The following is a 19073-nucleotide window of genomic DNA, read 5'->3' on the forward strand; positions in this document are numbered from 1 at the left end:
CTGTCCGCTCCCGAGAAAACGTCACAAGGAGAAGCCGTGTCTTTGCGGCTCACTGTCATCGGCACCGGCTATCTCGGTGCCACCCATGCCGTCTGCATGGCGGAGCTCGGGCACGAGGTGCTCGGGGTCGACGTCGATCCGGACAAGATCGGCGCGCTGCGTGCGGGGCGGGTCCCCTTCTACGAGCCCGGGCTGGAGCGGCTGCTGGCCGAGCACACGGCGTCCGGCCGGCTGCGCTTCACCACGTCCTACGAGGAGGCGGCGGAGTTCGGGCAGGTGCACTTCCTGTGCGTCGGTACGCCACAGCGCGAGGGCTCCGACGCCGCGGACCTCACCTACGTGGACGCGGCCGTCGAGGCCCTGGGCCCGCACCTGACCCGGCCCGCGCTGGTGGTCGGCAAGTCCACCGTGCCGGTGGGCACCGCGGCCCGGCTGGCCCACCGGCTCGCGGAGCTGGCTCCGGCCGGCCCGCGCGCCGAGCTGGCGTGGAACCCCGAGTTCCTCCGGGAGGGTTTCGCGGTGCAGGACACGCTCCGGCCCGACCGGCTGGTCCTCGGCGTGCGCTCCGCCGGCGCCGAGACGCTGCTGCGCGAGGTCTACGCACCGGTCATCGCCGCCGGGACCCCCGTGATCACCGCTGATTTCCCCACGGCCGAGCTGGTCAAGACCGCCGCCAACGCCTTTCTCGCCACCAAGATCTCCTTCATCAACGCCATGGCGGAGGTGTGCGAGGTGGCGGACGCGGACGTGTCCGTGCTGGCGCGGGCCATCGGCCACGACGAACGCATCGGGGCCCGCTTCCTGCGCGCCGGGGTCGGCTTCGGCGGCGGCTGCCTGCCCAAGGACATCCGCGCCTTCGCGGCACGGGCGGAGGAGCTGGGCACCGGCCGCTCGCTGGCCTTCCTCCGCGAGGTGGACGCGATCAACCTGCGGCGGCGCGATCGCGTGGTCGAGCTGGCCCGCGAGCTGTGCGGCGGCTCGCTCCTCGGCAAGCGCGTCGGGGTGCTCGGTGCCGCGTTCAAGCCGGAGTCCGACGACATCCGCGACTCACCCGCCCTGGACGTCGCCGCCCGCCTCCGGCTCGACGGCGCGGAGGTGAGCGTCCACGACCCCAAGGCTATGGACAACGCGCGCAAGGCCCACCCCCTGCTGGACTACGCGATGTCGGCCGAGGACACCGTGCGCGCAGCGGACGTCGTCCTGCACCTGACCGAATGGCGGGAGTACCGGGAGCTGGACCCCGCCGCACTGGCACCGCTGGCGCGCCGGCCCCGGATCGTGGACGGCCGCGGCGCCCTGGACGGTGCCGCCTGGACCGAGGCCGGCTGGGACTTCCACTCCCTCGGCCGCGCCCCCGGCGCGTTCGGGACCGCCCGGTGAACACCGCGGCGGCCCCGCGGCCGTCGGCCGGACCCGCTCCGGCACCCGCCTTCGCGGCGCGCGCGCCGCGCAGACCCCACACGAGGAAGGAGTGGCCTCGGCCACGCCCCGTCATGCAGACACCCACCACCCCCGTGGTCAAGGCCGTCATCCCCGCCGCCGGCATGGGCACCCGTTTCCTGCCGGCCACCAAGGCCACACCCAAGGAGATGCTGCCCGTCGTCGACAAGCCGGCCATCCAGTACGTCGTGGAGGAAGCGGCGACGGCTGGGCTCACCGACGTCCTCATGATCACCGGGCGCAACAAGCGTGCTCTGGAGGACCACTTCGACCGGGCGCACGAGCTGGAGACCGTACTGGAGGCCAAGGGCGACCGCGAACGCCTCTCGCTCGTACGGGAGTCCAGCACCCTGGCCACCCTGCACTACGCCCGCCAGGGCGACCCGCTGGGCCTGGGGCACGCGGTGCTGGCCGCCGAGGCGCATGTCGGGCAGAGCCCCTTCGCGGTCCTGCTCGGTGACGACCTCATCGACCCCCGTGACCCGCTCCTGTCGCGCATGATCGCCGTGCGCGAGCGGCTGGGCGGCAGCGTGATCGCCCTCACCGAGGTGCCCGCCGACCGCATCCACCTCTACGGCTGCGCCGTGGTGGAGCCGACGACGGGGGACGGCGAGGAGCTGCGGATCACGGGGCTCGTGGAAAAGCCCGCGCCCGGCACGGCCCCGAGCAACTACGCGGTCATCGGGCGGTACGTGCTCGACCCCGCCGTCTTCGACGTCCTGCGGCACACGGCTCCCGGCCGGGGCGGCGAGATCCAACTGACCGACGCGCTGCACGAGTTGGCGACGTCGGGTGCCGGGGGGCCGGTGCACGGTGTGGTCTTCCGGGGCCGGCGCTACGACACGGGGGACCGTGGCGAGTATTTGCGCGCCACGGTCCGGCTGGCTTGCGAACGCGAGGATCTTGGGCCGGAGTTCCGTACGTGGCTCCGCGAATTCGCGGCTACGGAGCTTTCGTCCGCGGACCGCGGCTGATTTTCCCGGGTGCGGGTCCGTTGCCGCCTGCGGCGTTTTGTTCTCCTACCCCGCCCCTTCCCGGCTGCGTCTGATGTGCGGCTCCGCCGCGTGGGGGGCGCTGCCCCAGACCCCGAGCTGCGGGCCGGTTCGCCGCCTGCGGCGGGAGCGCACTGCGTGCGCGTCCTCGAACTCCCCCAGCTACCTCCCCCAGACTCCGTCCGGGGGTGCCCCCAGAGGTGCCCCCAACGGGCTGGTTTTGCGGACCGTAGTCCGTAGTCTGCGACGCCGAACAGGCTGGATGTGCGGACCGTAGTCCGTAGCCTGCGGCCCGCAGGCAACGAACCCACGGTCCGTGCAATTCAGCCCGTCCGGCGATTGAGGACACCGCGCGAAGCGCGGTCAGGGGTCTGGGGCGGAGGCCCAGGACAGAAACGCGAACGGGCCGCGCGGCACGGAAACCCGTACACGCGCGGCCCGCAGGCCAAGTGGCTAGGCCGGAACGCTGGCGATCCCGTCGGCAAGGAACCGCTTGCCGACGGCCCGCTCGGAGACGCCCGCGCGGTCCAGGTACGGCGTGATGCCGCCCAGGTGGAACGGCCAGCCCGCGCCCGTGATCAGGCACAGGTCGATGTCCTGCGCCTCGGCGACGACGCCCTCGTCCAGCATGAGGCCGATCTCCTGCGCGACGGCGTCCAGGACCCGGTCGCGCACCTGCTCCTCGGTGAGGACGGAGTCGCCCTGCACCAGGAGGGCGAGCACCTCGGGGTCCAGCTCCGGCTTGCCGGAATCGTGGACGTAGAAGCCCCGCTTGCCGGCCTTGACCACGGCGGACAGGTTCGGCGACACCTTGAAGCGGTCGGGGAAGGATCCGGCCAGCGTCTCGGAGACGTGCAGGCCGATCGCCGGGCCGACCAGCTCCAGGAGCACCAGCGGCGACATCGGCAGGCCCAGCGGCTCGACGGCCTTCTCGGCGGTCTCGACCGGGGTGCCCTCGTCGATGATGTTCTGGATCTCGCCCATGAAGCGGGTGAGGATGCGGTTGACGACGAACGCCGGGGCGTCCTTCACCAGCACCGCGGTCTTCTTCAGCTTCTTCGCCACGCCGAAGGCCGTGGCCAGCGCCGCGTCGTCGGTCTGCTCGCCGCGCACGATCTCCAGCAGCGGGAGGATCGCGACGGGGTTGAAGAAGTGGAAGCCGACGACCCGCTCGGGGTGCTTCAGCTTCGACGCCATCTCGCTGACCGACAGCGAGGAGGTGTTGGTCGCCAGGATCGTGTGGGCCGGGACGACCGCCTCGACCTCGGCGAACACCTGCTGCTTGACGCCCATCTCCTCGAAGACGGCCTCGATGACGAAGTCCGCGTCGCCGAAGGCGGCGGCCTTGTCGAGGGAGCCCGTGACCGCGGCCTTCAGGCGGTTCGCCTTGTCCCGGTTGATCCGGCCCTTGGCGAGCAGCTTGTCGATCTCGCCGTGGACATAGCCCACGCCCTTGTCGATCCGCTCCTGGTCGATGTCGGTCAGCACGACCGGCACCTCCAGGCGGCGCGCGAAGAGCAGCGCGAGCTGAGAGGCCATCAGACCGGCGCCGACGACGCCCACCTTGGTGACCGGGCGGGCCAGCGACTTGTCCGGCGCGCCGGCCGGGCGCTTGGCGCGCTTCTGCACCAGGTTGAAGGCGTAGATGCCGCTGCGCAGCTCGCCGCCCATGATCAGGTCCGCGAGGGCCTGCGTCTCGGCCTCGAAGCCCTGGCGCAGGTCGCCGTTCTTGGCCGCGGCGATGATGTCCAGCGCGCGGTAGGCGGCCGGGGCCGCGCCGTGCACCTTGGAGTCGGCGATCGCCCGGCCGCGCTCGACGGCCTGGTCCCAGGCCTCGCCGCGGTCGATCTCCGGGCGCACGACCTCGGTCTCGCCCTTGAGGACGGACGCGGTCCACAGCAGCGACTGCTCCAGGAAGTCGGCGCCCTCGAAGATCGCGTCGGCGATGCCGAGCTCGAAGACCTGCTTGCCCTTCAGCTGCCGGTTCTGGCTGAGCGAGTTCTCGATGACGACCGAGATCGCGCGGTCCGCGCCGATGAGGTTCGGCAGCAGCGCGCATCCGCCCCAGCCCGGGACCAGACCGAGGAAGACCTCGGGCAGCGAGAAGGCGGGGATCGCCTTGGACACCGTGCGGTAGGAGCAGTGCAGTCCGACCTCGACGCCACCGCCCATCGCCGCGCCGTTGTAGTAGGCGAACGACGGGACCGCCAGCGCCGACAGGCGCTTGAAGACGTCGTGGCCGCCCTTCCCGATGGCCACCGCGTCCTCGTGGCGCCGCAGCAGCTCCACGCCCTTGAGGTCCGCGCCCACGGCGAAGATGAACGGCTTGCCGGTGACACCGACGCCGACGATCTTCCCCGCCTTGGCCTCCGCCTCGACCTGGTCGAGGGCGGCGTCCAGGTTGGCCAGCGACTGCGGGCCGAAGGTGGTCGGCTTGGTGTGGTCCAGGCCGTTGTCCAGCGTGATGAGCGCGAAGTTGCCCGCGCCCAGGGGGAGGTCGAGGTGGCGCACGTGCGCCTGGGTCACGACCTCGTCGGGGAACAGCTCGGCCGCACCCTTCAAAAGCTCAGCGGTGGTGCTCACTTGTCCCCCTCGAAGTGCGGGTTCTCCCAGATGACCGTTCCGCCCATGCCGAAGCCGACACACATCGAGGTGATGCCGTAGCGGACGTGCGGCTGCTCCTCGAACTGCCGGGCCAGCTGCGTCATCAGACGCACGCCGGAGGAGGCGAGGGGGTGGCCGAAGGCGATCGCGCCGCCGTACTGGTTGACCCGCGGGTCGTCGTCCGCGATGCCGTAGTGGTCGAGGAACGCGAGCACCTGCACCGCGTACGCCTCGTTCATCTCGAACAGGCCGATGTCGTCGATCGACAGGCCCGCCTTGGCCAGTGCCTTCTCGGTCGCCGGGATCGGGCCGTAGCCCATCACCTCGGGCTCGACGCCGACGAAGGCGTACGACACCAGGCGCATCCGGACCGGCAGGCCCAGCTCGCGCGCCACGTCCTCGGCGGCGATCAGCGAGGCGGTCGCGCCGTCGTTGAGGCCGGAGGAGTTGGCCGCGGTCACCCGGCCGTGCGGGCGGAACGGCGTCTTGAGGTTGGCGATGCCCTCCATGGTGGTGCCCGGGCGCATCGGCTCGTCGGCCGTGGCCAGGCCCCAGCCGAGCTCGCCGCCCTCGGGGGAGGTGCGGCGGATCGAGATGGGCACCAGGTCGGGCTGGATCTTGCCGTCGGCGTACGCCTTGGCGGCCTTCTCCTGGCTGCGGACCGCGTAGGCGTCCGAGCGCTCCTTGGTGAGCTGCGGGAAGCGGTCGTGCAGGTTCTCCGCGGTCATGCCCATGAAGAGGGCCGACTCGTCGACCAGCTTCTCCGACACGAAGCGCGGGTTGGGGTCCACGCCCTCGCCCATCGGGTGGCGGCCCATGTGCTCGACGCCGCCCGCGACCGCGAGGTCGTACGCGCCGAACGCGACGCCACCGGCGACGGTCGTCACGGCCGTCATCGCACCGGCGCACATGCGGTCGATGGACAGGCCCGGCACGGACTGCGGCAGCCCCGCGAGGATGCCCGCCGTGCGGCCCAGGGTCAGGCCCTGGTCGCCGATCTGCGTCGTCGCGGCGATCGCGACCTCGTCGATCCTGGCGGGATCCAGGTCCGGGTTGCGGCGCAGCAGCTCACGGATGCACTTGACGACGAGGTCGTCCGCGCGGGTCTCGTGGTAGATGCCCTTCGGGCCCGCCTTGCCGAACGGGGTGCGGACGCCGTCGACGAAAACGACGTCCCTAGCGGTACGAGGCACGTTGGCTCTCCTCCAGGTGCGGATCGCTGCGCGCGGGCATGCCGGTACGGCTCCGCCGCGACGCGGACTCATGCCGTCATGCTACTTGCGGGTAACCAAGCTGCCCAGTCCCCTTGCGGGGCGGCGAACGTCACATCGGGCGCGTCCTCAAACGCCGGACGGGCTGGATTGGCACTCACATCAGCCAAATCCAGCCCGTTGGGGGCACCTCTGGGGGCACCCCCGGACGGAGTCTGGGGGAGGTAGCTGGGGGAGTGTGAGGACGCGCCCGAAGGGCGCTGGGGTCCGGGGTCTCCCCGGTTTCGGGAAGGGGCGGGGCAGGGGAACAAATCCCCCGGCCCGCACCGGGGCATGGGTCCGGGGCGGAGCCCCGGCCGCGGCGGAGCCGCGCATCAGACGCAGCCGGGAAGGGGCGGGGTAGGGGAACAAATCCCCCGGCCCGCACCGGGGCATGGGTCCGGGGCGGAGCCCCGGCCGCGGCGGAGCCGCGCATCAGATGCAGCCGGGAAGGGGCGGGGTAGGGGAAGCAAAGCCCGCCGCAGGCGGCAACGGGCCCGCAGCCAGGGCTCAGCCCGCCGGTGCCCGAAGCGCCGTCACCAGCAGTGGTGTCACCTGCTCGACCTGCCACGCACGCGCACCGTGCGCGGAGAGGATCCCGGCGACCGACTCCGGAGAAGGCTCCGCCGGTGGCTCCCAGCACAGGCGCCGCACCGTGTCCGGGGCGATCAGGTTCTCCTGCGGCATGTTCAGCTCCTCCGCCAGCGCGGAGACCGCGGTGCGGGCGGCCGAGAGGCGGGCCGCGGCCGCGGGGTCCTTGTCCGCCCACGCGCGGGGCGGCGGCGGGCCGGTCAGCGGCTGGCCGGGCTGCGGCAGCTCGGCGTCGGGGATCGCGCGGGCCCGGTCGACCGCGGCCTGCCAGCCCTCCAGCTGCTTGCGGCTCATGCGGTGCCCGAAGCCGGGGAGCGCCGCGAGGGCGTGCGCGTTCGGCGGCAGGTTCAGGGCGGCCTCGATGATCGCGGCGTCGCCGAGCACCTTGCCGGGCGAGACGTCGCGCCGCTGCGCGATCAGGTCGCGCGCGGTCCACAGCTCGCGGACCACGGCCATCTGCCGGCGCCGCCGGACCTTGTGCATGCCGGACGTGCGGCGCCACGGATCCTTGCGCGGCGGCGCGGGCGGGGCGGCGGCGATGGCCGCGAACTCCTCGCGGGCCCACTCGAGCTTGCCCTGCCGGTTCAGCTCCTCCTCCAGGGCGTTCCGCAGGTCGACGAGGAGTTCCACGTCGAGCGCGGCGTAGCGCAGCCAGGGGTCGGGGAGCGGGCGGGTGGACCAGTCGACGGCGGAGTGGCCCTTCTCCAGGGCGTAGCCGAGCACGTTCTCGACCATGGCGCCGAGCCCGACGCGGGCGAATCCGGCGAGCCGTCCCGCCAGCTCCGTGTCGAAGAGCCGCGACGGCGTCATCCCTATCTCGCGCAGGCACGGCAGGTCCTGCGTGGCGGCGTGCAGCACCCACTCGGCGTCGCCGATGGCCGCGCCGAGCGTGGTGAGGTCGGGGCAGCCCACAGGGTCGATCAGGGTGGAACCCGCGCCTTCGCGGCGGAGCTGCACGAGGTAGGCGCGCTGGCCGTAGCGGTAGCCGGAGGCGCGCTCCGCGTCGACGGCGACGGGGCCCGTGCCCGCTGCGAACGCCGCGACGACCTCGGCCAGGGCATCGTTGTCAGCGACGACCGGCGGGATGCCTTCGCGTGGTTCCAGCAGGGGGATCGGCGCCGAATCGACGTCGTCCGGGGGAGCGCCCCCGGTGGTTCGCAGTGTCGTGTCTTCTGCGGTCTCTTGGGCGTCGGTCACCGGTCAAGGGTATCTGTGTATGGCAAGCGCCCGCCGACGGTACGTCCCCTCGACGGGCGTGGTGCCGATTCCAGGGGCGTGCGGCGCCCGCCGGGAGCGGTCAGTGGATGATGCCGGTGCGCAGCGCGACGGCGACCATCCCGGCGCGGTCGCCGGTGCCGAGCTTGCGCGCGATGCGGGCGAGGTGGCTCTTGACGGTGAGCGCGGACAGGCCCATCGAGACGCCGATGGCCTTGTTGGACTGGCCCTCCGCGACGAGCCGCAGCACCTCGACCTCCCGGCCGGAGAGCTCGCGGTAGCCGCCGGGGTGGCCGGGGGCGCCGGGCGGGCGGCGGTGCATGCGGGCCGCGGCGGCGGAGCCGATGGGCGCGGCGCCGGGGCGGCCGGGCAGGCCCAGGTTGGTGCGGGTGCCGGTGACGACATAGCCCTTGACGCCTCCTGCGAGGGCGTTGCGCACGGCGCCGATGTCATCGGCGGCGGACAGGGCCAGGCCGTTGGGCCAGCCGGCGGCGCGGGTCTCGGACAGCAGGGTGAGCCCCGAGCCGTCGGGAAGGTGGACGTCGGCCACGCAGATGTCGCGCGGGTTGCCGACGCGGGGGCGCGCCTCCGCGATGGACGACGCCTCGATCACATCTCGCACGCCGAGCGCCCAGAGGTGGCGGGTGACGGTGGAGCGGACGCGGGGGTCGGCGACGACGACCATGGCCGTCGGTTTGTTCGGGCGGTAGGCGAGGCTCGCAGGTTGCTCGAGGAGAACGGACACCAAGCCTCCAGGGGGGAGTGGCGGGGGGACGGTGCCGGCGTGGGGGGTGTGCCGGGGCGATCCGTATGGGAAGGGTCACAAGCCTCTTCGGCAGCGAAGCGTCCCGGCTTTAGGGAATGATCACGAATTGATGAGTAACAATTCGGGCAATTCGGACGGTTGGTCGATCAACGACTCTGCGGATCGCGGCGCTGGGGAAGCGTCACCACCCCGGCCTCCGGGCCCCCGCCCGGCGGCAGTCCCGCGATCTGACACAGCAGGTCGCACCAGGCGGCGAGGTGCGCCGCCGTGTCCGGCACGCCGCCGGCCCCCGCCGCGCCCTGGCCGCCCGCGGCCTGCCCCGCCGGGCTCGCGGGCGGCTCCGCCGGCGACCAGGAGGCCCGGATCTCGATGCGCGTCGACGGCTCCCGCTCCCGCAGCCCCCCGAAGTAGTGCGAGCTCGCCCGGGTCACCGTCCCGCTCGGCGCCCCGTACGGCACCCGCCGGGCCTCCAGTGCCCCCGTCAGCCAGGACCAGCACACCTCCGGCAGCAGCGGGTCCGCCGCCATCTCCGGCTCCAGATCGGCGTGCACCAGCGTGACCAGCCGGAACGTACCGCCCCACGCCTCGTGGCCCGCCGGGTCGTGCAGCAGGATCAGCCGGCCGTCCGCCAGCTCCTCGTCGTCGACGACGACCGCGGCCTCCAGCGCGTACGAGAAGGGGGCGAGCCGCTGGGGCGGCGGCGTCGCGTCCAGCTCGATCTCGGGCCGCAGCCGCACTCCTTGCAGTCCCGCGACCGCTTGCCGGAAGACGGACGGGGAGTCCTCCCCATCCGCGTCGTCCGGACCGTCCGAGAGGTGTCCCTGCGCCGCAGCCATGCCCGGAAGACTAGGCGGAAGGTGGCCCTGTTCCGGGTAGGACACCCACATGGGCGGGTCACTCGTTCGGCCCGTGCGAAGATTTGGGGCATGAGTGAGCGCAGGGAGCCCAGCCAGCCCGCCAGCCAGCAGCAGACCGGCCGCACCGCGGCGTACGACTCGGCGTTCCTGAGGGCGTGCCGACGCGAGCCGGTGCCGCACACACCGGTGTGGTTCATGCGTCAGGCGGGCCGCTCGCTGCCGGAGTACCGCAAGCTCCGCGAGGGCATCCCCATGCTGGACTCCTGCATGCGGCCCGACCTCGTCACCGAGATCACCCTCCAGCCGGTCCGGCGGCACGACGTCGACGCCGCGATCTTCTTCAGCGACATCGTCGTCCCGCTCAAGGCCATCGGGATCGACCTGGACATCAAGCCCGGCGTCGGCCCGGTCGTCGCCGAGCCGATCCGCACCCGCGCCGACCTCGACCGGCTCCGTCCGCTCGACGCCGGTGACGTGCCCTACGTCACCGAGGCCATCGGCATGCTCACCGCCGAGCTCGGCGCCACCCCGCTCATCGGCTTCGCCGGGGCGCCCTTCACCCTGGCCAGCTATCTGGTCGAGGGCGGGCCCTCGCGCAACCACGAGCACACCAAGGCGCTCATGTACGGCGACCCCGAGCTGTGGGCCGACCTGCTCGACCGGCTCGCCGACATCACCGCCTCCTTCCTGAAGGTGCAGATCGCGGCCGGGGCCTCGGCCGTGCAGCTCTTCGACTCCTGGGTCGGCGCGCTCGCCCCCGCCGACTACCGCCGCTCCGTCATGCCCGCCTCCGCCAAGGTCTTCGACGCCGTCGCCGGCCTCGGCGTGCCGCGCATCCACTTCGGCGTCGGCACCGGCGAGCTGCTCGGCCTCATGGGCGAGGCGGGCGCGGACGTCGTCGGCGTCGACTGGCGGATCCCGATGGACGAGGCCGCCCGCCGCGTCGGCCCCGGCAAGGCGCTCCAGGGCAACCTGGACCCGGCCGTCCTCTTCGCCGGCCGCGAGGCCGTCGAGACGAAGGCGGGCGAGGTCCTCACCGCCGCCCGCGACCTGGAGGGCCACGTCTTCAACCTGGGCCACGGCGTCCTCCCGACGACGGACCCGGACGCCCTGACCCGCCTCGTGGAGTTCGTCCACGAGCGGACGGCCCGCTAAGCGCTCCGCTGGAAGTGCGGTCCGGTCGCTGCGGGCCGGTGGGGGCTGGTCGCGCAGTTCCCCGCGCCCCTTACGGGGCGCGGTACCGCACTGCACTTCGACAAGACCGCTTCGCCGGGCCGTCCGGCGGACCGTATGAGCGGGGTGCGGGCTGTCCGGTGCCGGTCCGGTCGGCTACGCCCCCGCCTCCCGGACCGCCGTGGCCGCCTTGCGGGCCGCGACCAGCACCGGGTCCCACACCGGCGAGAACGGCGGCGCGTAGCCCAGGTCCAGCGCCGTCATCTGATCCACCGTCATCCGGGCGGTCAGCGCGACCGCCGCCACGTCCACCCGCTTCGCGGCGCCCTCCCGGCCCACGATCTGCGTGCCGAGCAGCCGTCCCGTACCGCGCTCGGCCAGCATCTTCACACGCATGGGCCGGGCCCCGGGGTAGTAGCCGGCGCGGCTCGTCGACTCGATCGTCGCCGTCACGAAGCGCAGGCCCACCGCCCGCGCCTGGGCCTCCAGCAGGCCCGTGCGGGCGATCTCCAGGTCGCACACCTTGCTGACGGCTGTGCCCACCACGCCGGGGAAGGTGGCGTAGCCGCCGCCGATGTTGGTGCCGATGACCTGGCCGTGCTTGTTCGCGTGGGTGCCGAGGGCGATGTGCCGGGTGCGGCCGGAGACGAGGTCCAGCACCTCCACGCAGTCGCCGCCCGCCCAGACGTTCTCGTGGCCCCGCACCCGCATCGCCAGGTCCGTCAGCAGCCCGCCGGACTCGCCGAGGGGCAGCCCGGCCGCCTCGGCCAGCGTCGTCTCGGGGCGTACGCCCAGGCCGAGCACGACCACGTCCGCCGGATACTCCTTCGCCGCGGTCGCGACCGCGCTCACCCGGCCGTCCGGGCCGGTGACGATCCCGGTGACCTCGGCCTCCGTCACCACCTCGATGCCCATCCCGCACATCGCCTCGTGCACCAGCGCGCCCATGTCCGCGTCCAGCGTGGCCATCGGCTGCGCGGACCGGTCGACGACGGTCACCTGGAAGCCGCGGCGCACGAGCGCCTCCGCCATCTCCACGCCGATGTACCCGGCGCCCACGACCACGGCCCGCCGGCCCTCGGCCCGGGTGAGCCCGTCGATGAGGGCCTGGCCGTCGTCCAGGGTCTGCACCCCGTACACCCCGGCGGCGTCGATGCCGTCGAGGCGCGGGCGCACCGGCCGGGCGCCCGTCGCCACGACGAGGTGGTCGAAGTGGTGCCAGCGGTCCGTGCCGACCTCCAGGTCGCGGGCCCGCACGCGCTGCCGCGCCACGTCGACCTCGGTCACCTCGGTGCGCATCCGCAGGTCGATGCCGCGCTCGCGGTGCTCCTCGGCCGTCCGGGCGATCAGCGCGTCCGGGCCGTCGACCTCACCGCCCGCCCAGTAGGGAATGCCGCAGGCGGAGAAGGAGGTGAAGTGTCCGCGCTCGAAGGCGGTGATCTCCAACGAGCCGGGTCCCTTGTGCCGCCGGGCCCGCGAGGCGGCGGACATCCCCGCCGCGTCGCCCCCGATGACCACCATGCGCTCTGGTGCGACCACGTCAGTCCCCTCTCGCCGTGCCTGGAACGCGGCTGCGCTGATGTGCCCTCAACCGCCGGACGGGCCCGATTCTTCCGCGGGGCCGGCGCTCGCGAACGTCAGGAAGACCGTCTCCCGCTCGCCGCTCAGGCGCACGTCGAAGCGGTACCCCCGGTGCGCCCCAGGGGCCCGCGCCGCCAGGAGCGTCGCCCGGCGCTCCGCCGGCAGGCCCTGGAGCAGCCGGTCGTCCTGCGGGAAGGCGAGGTAGACCCGGGTGAACAGGCCCCGGTTCAGGCCCGGCGCGAAGACGCACAGGGACAGGAAGGGCGCGCCGCCGGGCGGCAGCGTCCGCAGGACGTAGCGGCCGTCCGCGCGGGTGGGCACCCGGGCGAAGCCGGTGAAGGTGACGCCGTCGCGGTCCAGGCTGCCGGGCGCGCCCGCGAGTGAGCCGTCCGGGGCCGCCTGCCAGAACTCCAGCAGCGCGTTGGGCACGGGCGCGCCCTCGCCGTCGTACACATACCCGTGCACGGTGACGGCGTCCGGGTGCCCGGCGGGCGCGAGTTCACCACCGCCCGGCACCGGCAGTGCCTCGCCGAAGAAGGGGCCGATGGTCTGCGAGGGCGTGACGGGCAGGGACATTCAGCGGCTCCCTTCGGCCGGGGTGGCAAAAGGCCCGTCCAGGACGATGTCCCAGTGGTAGCCGAGCGACCACTCGGGCACGTTGAGCGCGGGATCGTAGGCGGCGACCAGGCGGGCTCTCGCGGCGGGGTCGCCGGTGGCCCGCCAGATCGCGTCGTGCGGCGTCAGCGGGTCACCGGGGAAGTACATCTGCGTCACGAGCCGCTGGGTGAAGGCCGTGCCGAAGAGGGAGAAGTGCACGTGCGGCGGGCGCCAGGCGTTGGTGTGGAGGTTCCAGGGATAGGCGCCGGGGCGCACGGTGGTGAAGTGGTAGCGGCCGTCGTCGTCGGTGAGACAGCGGCCCGCGCCGGTGAAGTTCGGGTCGAGGGGCGCGGCGTGCCGGTCGGCCCGGTGGGCGTAGCGGCCGGCCGCGTTGGCCTGCCACACCTCCACCAGCTGGCCGCGCACCGGTCTGCCGTCGCGGTCCAGGACCCGGCCGGAGAGGGTGATGCGCTCGCCCAGCGGCTCCCCGGGGTGCTGCCGGGTCAGGTCGCTGTCCAGCGGTCCGACGTCGGCCCGCCCGAAGACGGGACCGGTCAGCTCGACGGCGTCGGGCGCGACGACGGGTACGGGAGGCCGGGCGGGCTGCCGGGGCGCGATGCCCCGGTAGGGGACCGGACCGGGCGCGTGGTCCACGGCCGGGAGGAGGGGTATCCGGCGGCTCAGCTGTTCCTGGAGGGATTCCGATGCCATGGGCGACCCCTACCCCGGCGCCTTGGCCGGTGATCCCCGGCCGCCCGCCGGGTGCCGCCCGTGCGTGATTCCCGGCCAGTGCCGACTCAGCGCTCGAGGACCAGCGCCTGCCCCTGCCCGACCCCGATGCACAGCGCCGCCAGCCCCACGCCCGACCCGGCCGCCGCCAGCTGATGGGCGACCGACCCCACCAGCCGGGCACCGGAACACCCCAGAGGATGGCCGATCGCGATCGCCCCGCCGCGCGGGTTGACCACCCCGGGATCGAGCTCCGGCCACTCGGCGAAGCACCCCAGCACCTGTGCCGCGTACGCCTCGTTGAGCTCGAAGTGCGTCACGTCGGCGAACGTCCGGCCGGCCTTGGCGAGGACGCGCCGCACCGCCTCGACCGGCCCGAGGCCGTAGAGATCCGGCTCGATGCCGGTGACGGCCGAGGCCCGCACGCGCGCCAGCGGCTCGCGGCCGGTGGCCCGCAGCCCCTCCTCGTCGCACAGCAGCAGCGCGGCCGCGCCGTCGTTCAGCGGCGAGGAGTTGCCCGCCGTGACCGTGCCGTTCTCCTTGCGGAAGGCCGGCTTGAGCCGGGCGAGTGCCTCGGCGGAGGTGTTGTCCCGGATGGTCTCGTCACGCGGCAGCACGACGTCCGGCAGGGGCACGACCTCGGCGTCGTACGCGCCCTCCTTCCACGCCCGCGCCGCCTTCCGGTGGCTGGCGAGCGCGAAGGCGTCCTGCCGCTCCCGGCTGATGCCGTGCTTGTCCGCGATCAGCTCGGCGCCCTCGCCCAGCGGCATCGTCCACCGCTTGGGCATGGCGGGATTGGTCATCCGCCAGCCCAGGGTCGTGGAGTACATCTCCTGGTGGGCGGCGGGAAAGGCGCGCTCGGGCTTCGGCAGGACGTAGGGCGCCCGGCTCATCGACTCCACGCCGCCCGCGACCACCACCGACGCGTCCCCGAGCGCGATGGCGCGGTAGGCGTGCACCACCGCCTCCAGACCGGAGGCACACAGCCGGTTGACGGTCACGCCGGGCACCGAGACCGGCAGCCCGGCCAGCAGCACCGCCATGCGGGCGACGTCGCGGTTCTCCTCGCCGGCGCCGTTGGCGTTGCCGAGTACCACGTCGTCGACACGGGCCGGGTCCAGGCCGGGCGACCGGCCGACCACGGCCCCGACGACGTGCGCCGCGAGGTCGTCGGGGCGCACGGCGGACAGCGCCCCGCCGTACTTGCCCACCGGGGTGCGCACGGCGTCCACGACGAACACATCCCGGATCCGGTCGTTCATGGCTGCTCCTCGGCGCTCCCGGAGGGCGTTCGCCCGGCGAACTCCCGTTCCTGATCGAACTCGCGACGAGTCTCGGGGCGCGGCGCTCACGCTGTCAACGCCCGGCGGGCCCGGTCCGCGGACCGGGCCCCCGGCGCCGGAGGAGCGTTTGAGAGAGTGGGGGCATGAGCGACATTCCCAGGCGGCCCGGTCGTCACGTGGTGGTCATCGGCGGCGGGATCTCCGGGCTGGCCGCGGCCCACCGGCTGGTGACGGGCGGCGCGCGGGTCACGCTGCTGGAGGCGTCCGCGCGGCTCGGCGGCAAGCTCCACGCCGGTGAGATCGCCGGGGTCCCGGTGGACCTGGGCGCCGAATCGATGCTGGCCCGGCGGCCGGAGGCGGTCGCACTGGCCCGCGCGGTCGGCCTCGCCGAGCGCCTCCAGCCGCCCGCCACCGCCACGGCCGGCATCTGGACGCGCGGCAGCCTGCGCCCGATGCCCAAGGGCCACATGATGGGCGTGCCCGGCGACCTCGCCCCGCTCGCCGCCTCCGGGGTCCTCTCCGACGAGGGCCTCGCCCGGGTGGCCCGCGACGCCGAACTGCCGCCCACCGAGGTCGGTGACGACGTCGCCATCGGCCGTTACGTCGCGGACCGCATGGGCCGCGAGGTCGTCGACCGGCTCGTGGAACCCCTGCTCGGCGGCGTCTACGCGGGCGACCCCTACCGCATCTCCATGCGCGCCGCCGTGCCGCAGCTCTTCGAACTCGCCCGCACGCACCGGTCGTTGATCGACGGCGTGCGCGAGGTCCAGCAGCGGGCCGCCGCCCGGCAGCAGGCCGGGCCGGTCTTCATGGGCATCGACGGCGGGATCGGGCGGCTGCCGCTCGCGGTCGCGGACGCGGTGCGCGCGGCGGGCGGCGAGATCCGCGCAAAGGCCCCCGTGAGCGCCATCGGCCGCGACGCCGACGGCTGGTGGATCGCCCTGGGCACCGAGCGGCTGACGGCCGACGCGGTCGTCGTCGCCACCCCGGCGGGCACCGCGGCCCGCCTCCTGGACGGCACGGCGAGCGCGGCCGCCACGGAGCTCGCGAGCGTGGAGTACGCCTCGATGGCCCTGGTCACCATGGCCTTCCGCCGCTCCGACGTCGCCGGGCTGCCCTCCGGCAGCGGCTTCCTCGTGCCGCCCGTGGACGGCCGGAAGATCAAGGCGTCCACCTTCGCGAGCAACAAGTGGGGCTGGATCGCGGACGCCGGCCCGGACACCTTCGTGCTGCGCACCTCGATCGGGCGGTTCGGCGACGAGGCCGATCTGGAGCGCGAGGACTCCGAGCTGGTGGCGATGTCGCTGAAGGACCTCGGTGACGCCGTCGGCCTCGCGGCGGCCCCGGTGGCCACCCGCGTCGACCGGTGGCACGGCGGCCTGCCGCAGTACCCCGTCGGGCACCTCGGCCGCGTCGCCCGGATCCGCGACCACGTGGCCGCCGTGCCGGGGCTGCGGGTGTGCGGCGCCGCGTACGACGGGGTGGGCATCCCGGCCTGCGTCGCCAGTGCGCACCGGGCCGCCGACGAGATCCTGGCGGCCTTGACCCCCCTGGTCCAGGGCGCCGGAAGCGGCGAGTGACAATAGGGACATGACTGACGCCCCCGAGAAGATCCAGAACGCCGGCAAGAAGGCGAAGGACCTCAACGAGGTCATCCGCTACACCCTCTGGTCCGTGTTCAAGCTCCGCGACGTCCTGCCCCAGGACCGCTCCGGCTACGCCGACGAGGTGGAGGAGCTGTTCGCGCAGCTCGCCGAGAAGGACGTCACCGTGCGTGGCACCTACGACCTCTCGGGCCTGCGGGCCGACGCCGACGTGATGATCTGGTGGCACTCCGAGACCTCGGACGCCCTCCAGGACGCGTACAACCGCTTCCGCCGCACGAAGTTCGGCCGCACCCTGGAGCCGGTGTGGTCGAACATGGCCCTGCACCGCCCGGCGGAGTTCAACAAGTCGCACATCCCGGCGTTCCTGGCCGACGAGACGCCGCGCGACTACGTCAGCGTCTACCCCTTCGTCCGCAGCTACGACTGGTACCTGCTGCCCGACGAGGACCGCCGCCGCATGCTCGCGGACCACGGCAAGATGGCGCGTGGCTACCCCGACGTCCGGGCCAACACGGTGGCGTCCTTCTCGCTGGGCGACTACGAGTGGATCCTCGCCTTCGAGGCGAACGACCTCTACCGCATCGTCGACCTCATGCGTCACCTGCGTGCCTCCGAGGCCCGCATGCACGTCCGCGAAGAGGTCCCGTTCTACACGGGCCGCCGCAAGGCGGTCGCGGAGCTCGTCGCCGGTCTCGCGTAGTTCCGCCCGGGCGGGCCGGAACTCCGGCCCGCCCGGCCGGGCCTCAGCCGACCGTGCCCGCCGTCGCCTTCGCGCCCGTCGTCGCCACGGGCTCCTGGCGGGGGCCGCAGTAGGCGTGCCGACCGGGCACCGCGCCGGTGAGCAGGTACTTCTCCACGTGCCGGTTGACGCACGCGTTCGGCCCGTACGCGATCCCGTGCGTGCCCGAGCCCCGCTCGGTCACCAGGGACGAGCCCGGCAGCCTCCGGTGCAGCTCCACCGCGCCCTCGTACGGCGTCGCGGCGTCCCGTTCCGCGGCCAGCAGCAGCGTCGGCGGCAGCGCGCGGGGTGCCGCTCCGACGTCGAGCGCACGCTGCTGGTGCGCGCTCCAGAAGGCGCACGGCAGGTTCATCCAGGCGTTCTGCCAGGTCTCGAACGGCGCCCGGCGGGCGAGCCGGGTGTTGTCCCGGTCCCACACCGACCAGGAGCGCGGCCAGGGGGCGTCGTTGCACTCGACGGCGGTGTAGACGGCGTTGGAGTTCTCGCTCGCCCGCGCGGCCGCCGGGTCGGGCGTCGCGAGGGTGCGCAACGCCCTGTCGTCACCGCGCAGATACGCCGACAGCGCGTCCGCGCTCCGGGCCCAGTGGCTGTCGCTGTAGCCGACCTGGAGGAAGGCCGAGTGCAGCTCCCCGGGGCCCACCTTGCCGCCCGCCGCCCGCCGGGCCAGCCGCTGCCGGGCCCGCTCGTAGGCCGCGGCCACCTGCTGCGGCGTGCGTCCCAGGTGATAGACCGCGTCGTGCTTGGCCACCCAGCGGCGCCAGTCGCCCCAGCGCCGCTCGAAGGCGGCGGACTGGGTGAGGTTGCTGTCGTACCAGATCTTGCTACGGGTGGGGTCGACCACGCTGTCGAAGACCATCCGGCGCGCGTGACCGGGGAAGAGCGTGGCGTAGAGCGCGCCGAAGTACGTGCCGTACGACGCGCCCATGTAGTTGAGCTTCTTCTCGCCGAGCGCCGCGCGCAGGACGTCCAGGTCGCGGGCGTTGTTGAGGCTGTTGTAGTGGGGCAGGTCCTGCCCGGCCCTGCGCGCGCAGCCCTGCGCGTACGCCCTGGCCTCGGCGAGCCGCTGCCGTTTGAACGCGGCCGTGGGGTGCTCCTCGGCCTGGCTCGGGGCCTTGGTGAAGCGCGCCGGGTCGGCGCAGGACAGCGGGGCCGAGCGGCCGACGCCGCGGGGCGCATAACCAACGAAGTCGTAGGCCCTGGCCGTGCTCTGCCACTGCTTGACCGCGGTGAGCAGCGGGAAGAACATGCCGGATCCGCCGGGCCCGCCGGGGTTGTAGACGAGCGCGCCCTGCCGCTGCGAGCGGGTGCCCAGCGACCGGGCGCGGCTGACGGTGAGGCCGATGTGCTTGCCGTCGGGGCGGGCGTAGTCCAGGGGTACGGAGACGATGCCGCACTGCACGGGCGCGGGCAGCTGCTCCGAGGCGGGGCAGGCACCGAAGCGGATGCCCTTCGCGGCGGCCTGCCGGGCGGCGAGCTCCACCCCGTGGGCCTCGGCGCGGCCGCCGGGCGGCGCCTGACCGGAGCCGTGGGCGGGTGCGGGGGCCGCGGCGAGCGCGGTGAGGACCAGGGAGCCGAGGGCTCCGTACAAGGCTGCTGATCTCACTGGCCATCCCTTCGCGGTGCTAATCCGACTAAAGGGATAATTGGTT

15 protein-coding genes are annotated in these 19073 nt (G+C 73.6%); 5 read left to right on the plus strand and 10 right to left on the minus strand.

Annotated features, from left to right (window positions below; translation table 11 throughout):
- Positions 1-36: 36 nt before the first annotated feature.
- Both ACFY1P_RS18490 and ACFY1P_RS18495 read left to right on the plus strand, forming a co-directional pair.
- On the plus strand, positions 37-1380 hold the full coding sequence (locus tag ACFY1P_RS18490; RefSeq protein ID WP_390751138.1) for a UDP-glucose dehydrogenase family protein: 1344 nt from the start codon (positions 37-39) through the stop codon (positions 1378-1380).
- 113 nt (positions 1381-1493) lie between these two features.
- Positions 1494-2414, plus strand: a complete 921-nt coding sequence (locus tag ACFY1P_RS18495; RefSeq protein WP_361530635.1) for a UTP--glucose-1-phosphate uridylyltransferase — start codon at positions 1494-1496, stop codon at positions 2412-2414.
- A gap of 471 nt (positions 2415-2885) precedes the next feature.
- Here ACFY1P_RS18495 and ACFY1P_RS18500 read toward each other — a convergent pair whose 3' ends face one another.
- From ACFY1P_RS18500 to ACFY1P_RS18520, 5 genes are all read right to left on the minus strand, one after another.
- The gene (locus ACFY1P_RS18500) at positions 2886-5015 is read right to left on the minus strand and encodes a 3-hydroxyacyl-CoA dehydrogenase NAD-binding domain-containing protein (RefSeq protein WP_390751139.1); all 2130 of its coding nucleotides are present in this window, start codon (positions 5013-5015) and stop codon (positions 2886-2888) included.
- Positions 5012-6229 (minus strand): acetyl-CoA C-acyltransferase, encoded by a 1218-nt coding sequence (locus ACFY1P_RS18505; protein ID WP_361530641.1) that lies wholly within the window; start codon positions 6227-6229, stop codon positions 5012-5014. The genes ACFY1P_RS18500 and ACFY1P_RS18505 overlap by 4 nt, the downstream gene beginning before the upstream one ends.
- 567 nt (positions 6230-6796) lie before the next feature.
- Positions 6797-8074 carry a ribonuclease D gene (locus ACFY1P_RS18510; RefSeq protein WP_361530473.1) on the minus strand — a complete coding sequence of 426 codons (1278 nt, stop codon included), beginning with the start codon at positions 8072-8074 and terminating at the stop codon, positions 6797-6799.
- Between the two features lie 100 nt (positions 8075-8174).
- On the minus strand, positions 8175-8837 hold the full coding sequence (locus ACFY1P_RS18515) for a response regulator transcription factor (RefSeq protein ID WP_116214433.1): 663 nt from the start codon (positions 8835-8837) through the stop codon (positions 8175-8177).
- 167 nt (positions 8838-9004) lie between these two features.
- Positions 9005-9694 (minus strand): DUF3000 domain-containing protein, encoded by a 690-nt coding sequence (locus tag ACFY1P_RS18520; protein ID WP_361530470.1) that lies wholly within the window; start codon positions 9692-9694, stop codon positions 9005-9007.
- Positions 9695-9784: 90 nt separating this feature from the next.
- Between ACFY1P_RS18520 and hemE the strand changes: the two genes are divergently transcribed.
- Positions 9785-10870 carry a uroporphyrinogen decarboxylase gene (hemE, locus tag ACFY1P_RS18525; protein WP_361530467.1) on the plus strand — a complete coding sequence of 362 codons (1086 nt, stop codon included), beginning with the start codon at positions 9785-9787 and terminating at the stop codon, positions 10868-10870.
- Between the two features lie 174 nt (positions 10871-11044).
- On the opposite strand, the gene ACFY1P_RS18530 is transcribed toward hemE, so the two are convergent.
- From ACFY1P_RS18530 to ACFY1P_RS18545, 4 genes are all read right to left on the minus strand, one after another.
- On the minus strand, positions 11045-12409 hold the full coding sequence (locus ACFY1P_RS18530; protein ID WP_361530476.1) for an FAD-dependent oxidoreductase: 1365 nt from the start codon (positions 12407-12409) through the stop codon (positions 11045-11047).
- A gap of 66 nt (positions 12410-12475) precedes the next feature.
- On the minus strand, positions 12476-13045 hold the full coding sequence (pcaG, locus tag ACFY1P_RS18535) for a protocatechuate 3,4-dioxygenase subunit alpha (protein ID WP_390751140.1): 570 nt from the start codon (positions 13043-13045) through the stop codon (positions 12476-12478).
- Positions 13046-13777 (minus strand): protocatechuate 3,4-dioxygenase subunit beta, encoded by a 732-nt coding sequence (gene pcaH, locus ACFY1P_RS18540; protein WP_390751141.1) that lies wholly within the window; start codon positions 13775-13777, stop codon positions 13046-13048. It abuts the gene before it with no gap.
- 86 nt (positions 13778-13863) lie between these two features.
- Complete coding sequence (locus ACFY1P_RS18545) at positions 13864-15057, minus strand: thiolase family protein (RefSeq protein WP_390751142.1); 1194 nt, start codon at positions 15055-15057, stop codon at positions 13864-13866.
- A gap of 164 nt (positions 15058-15221) precedes the next feature.
- Here ACFY1P_RS18545 and hemG point away from each other — a divergent pair, with 164 nt between their 5' ends.
- Positions 15222-16658 carry a protoporphyrinogen oxidase gene (gene hemG, locus ACFY1P_RS18550; RefSeq protein ID WP_361530455.1) on the plus strand — a complete coding sequence of 479 codons (1437 nt, stop codon included), beginning with the start codon at positions 15222-15224 and terminating at the stop codon, positions 16656-16658.
- 10 nt (positions 16659-16668) lie between these two features.
- Positions 16669-17385, plus strand: coding sequence for a hydrogen peroxide-dependent heme synthase (gene hemQ / locus ACFY1P_RS18555; RefSeq protein ID WP_361530452.1), 717 nt, complete (start codon positions 16669-16671; stop codon positions 17383-17385).
- A gap of 43 nt (positions 17386-17428) precedes the next feature.
- Here the strand turns inward: hemQ and ACFY1P_RS18560 are convergent, their stop codons facing one another.
- Positions 17429-19027: an alpha/beta hydrolase gene (locus tag ACFY1P_RS18560; protein ID WP_390751143.1), complete on the minus strand. Its 1599-nt coding sequence runs from the start codon at positions 19025-19027 to the stop codon at positions 17429-17431.
- Between the last annotated feature and the right edge of the window lie 46 nt (positions 19028-19073).

The organism is Streptomyces sp. NPDC001407 (genome assembly GCF_042895325.1).
Taxonomy (GTDB): domain Bacteria; phylum Actinomycetota; class Actinomycetes; order Streptomycetales; family Streptomycetaceae; genus Streptomyces.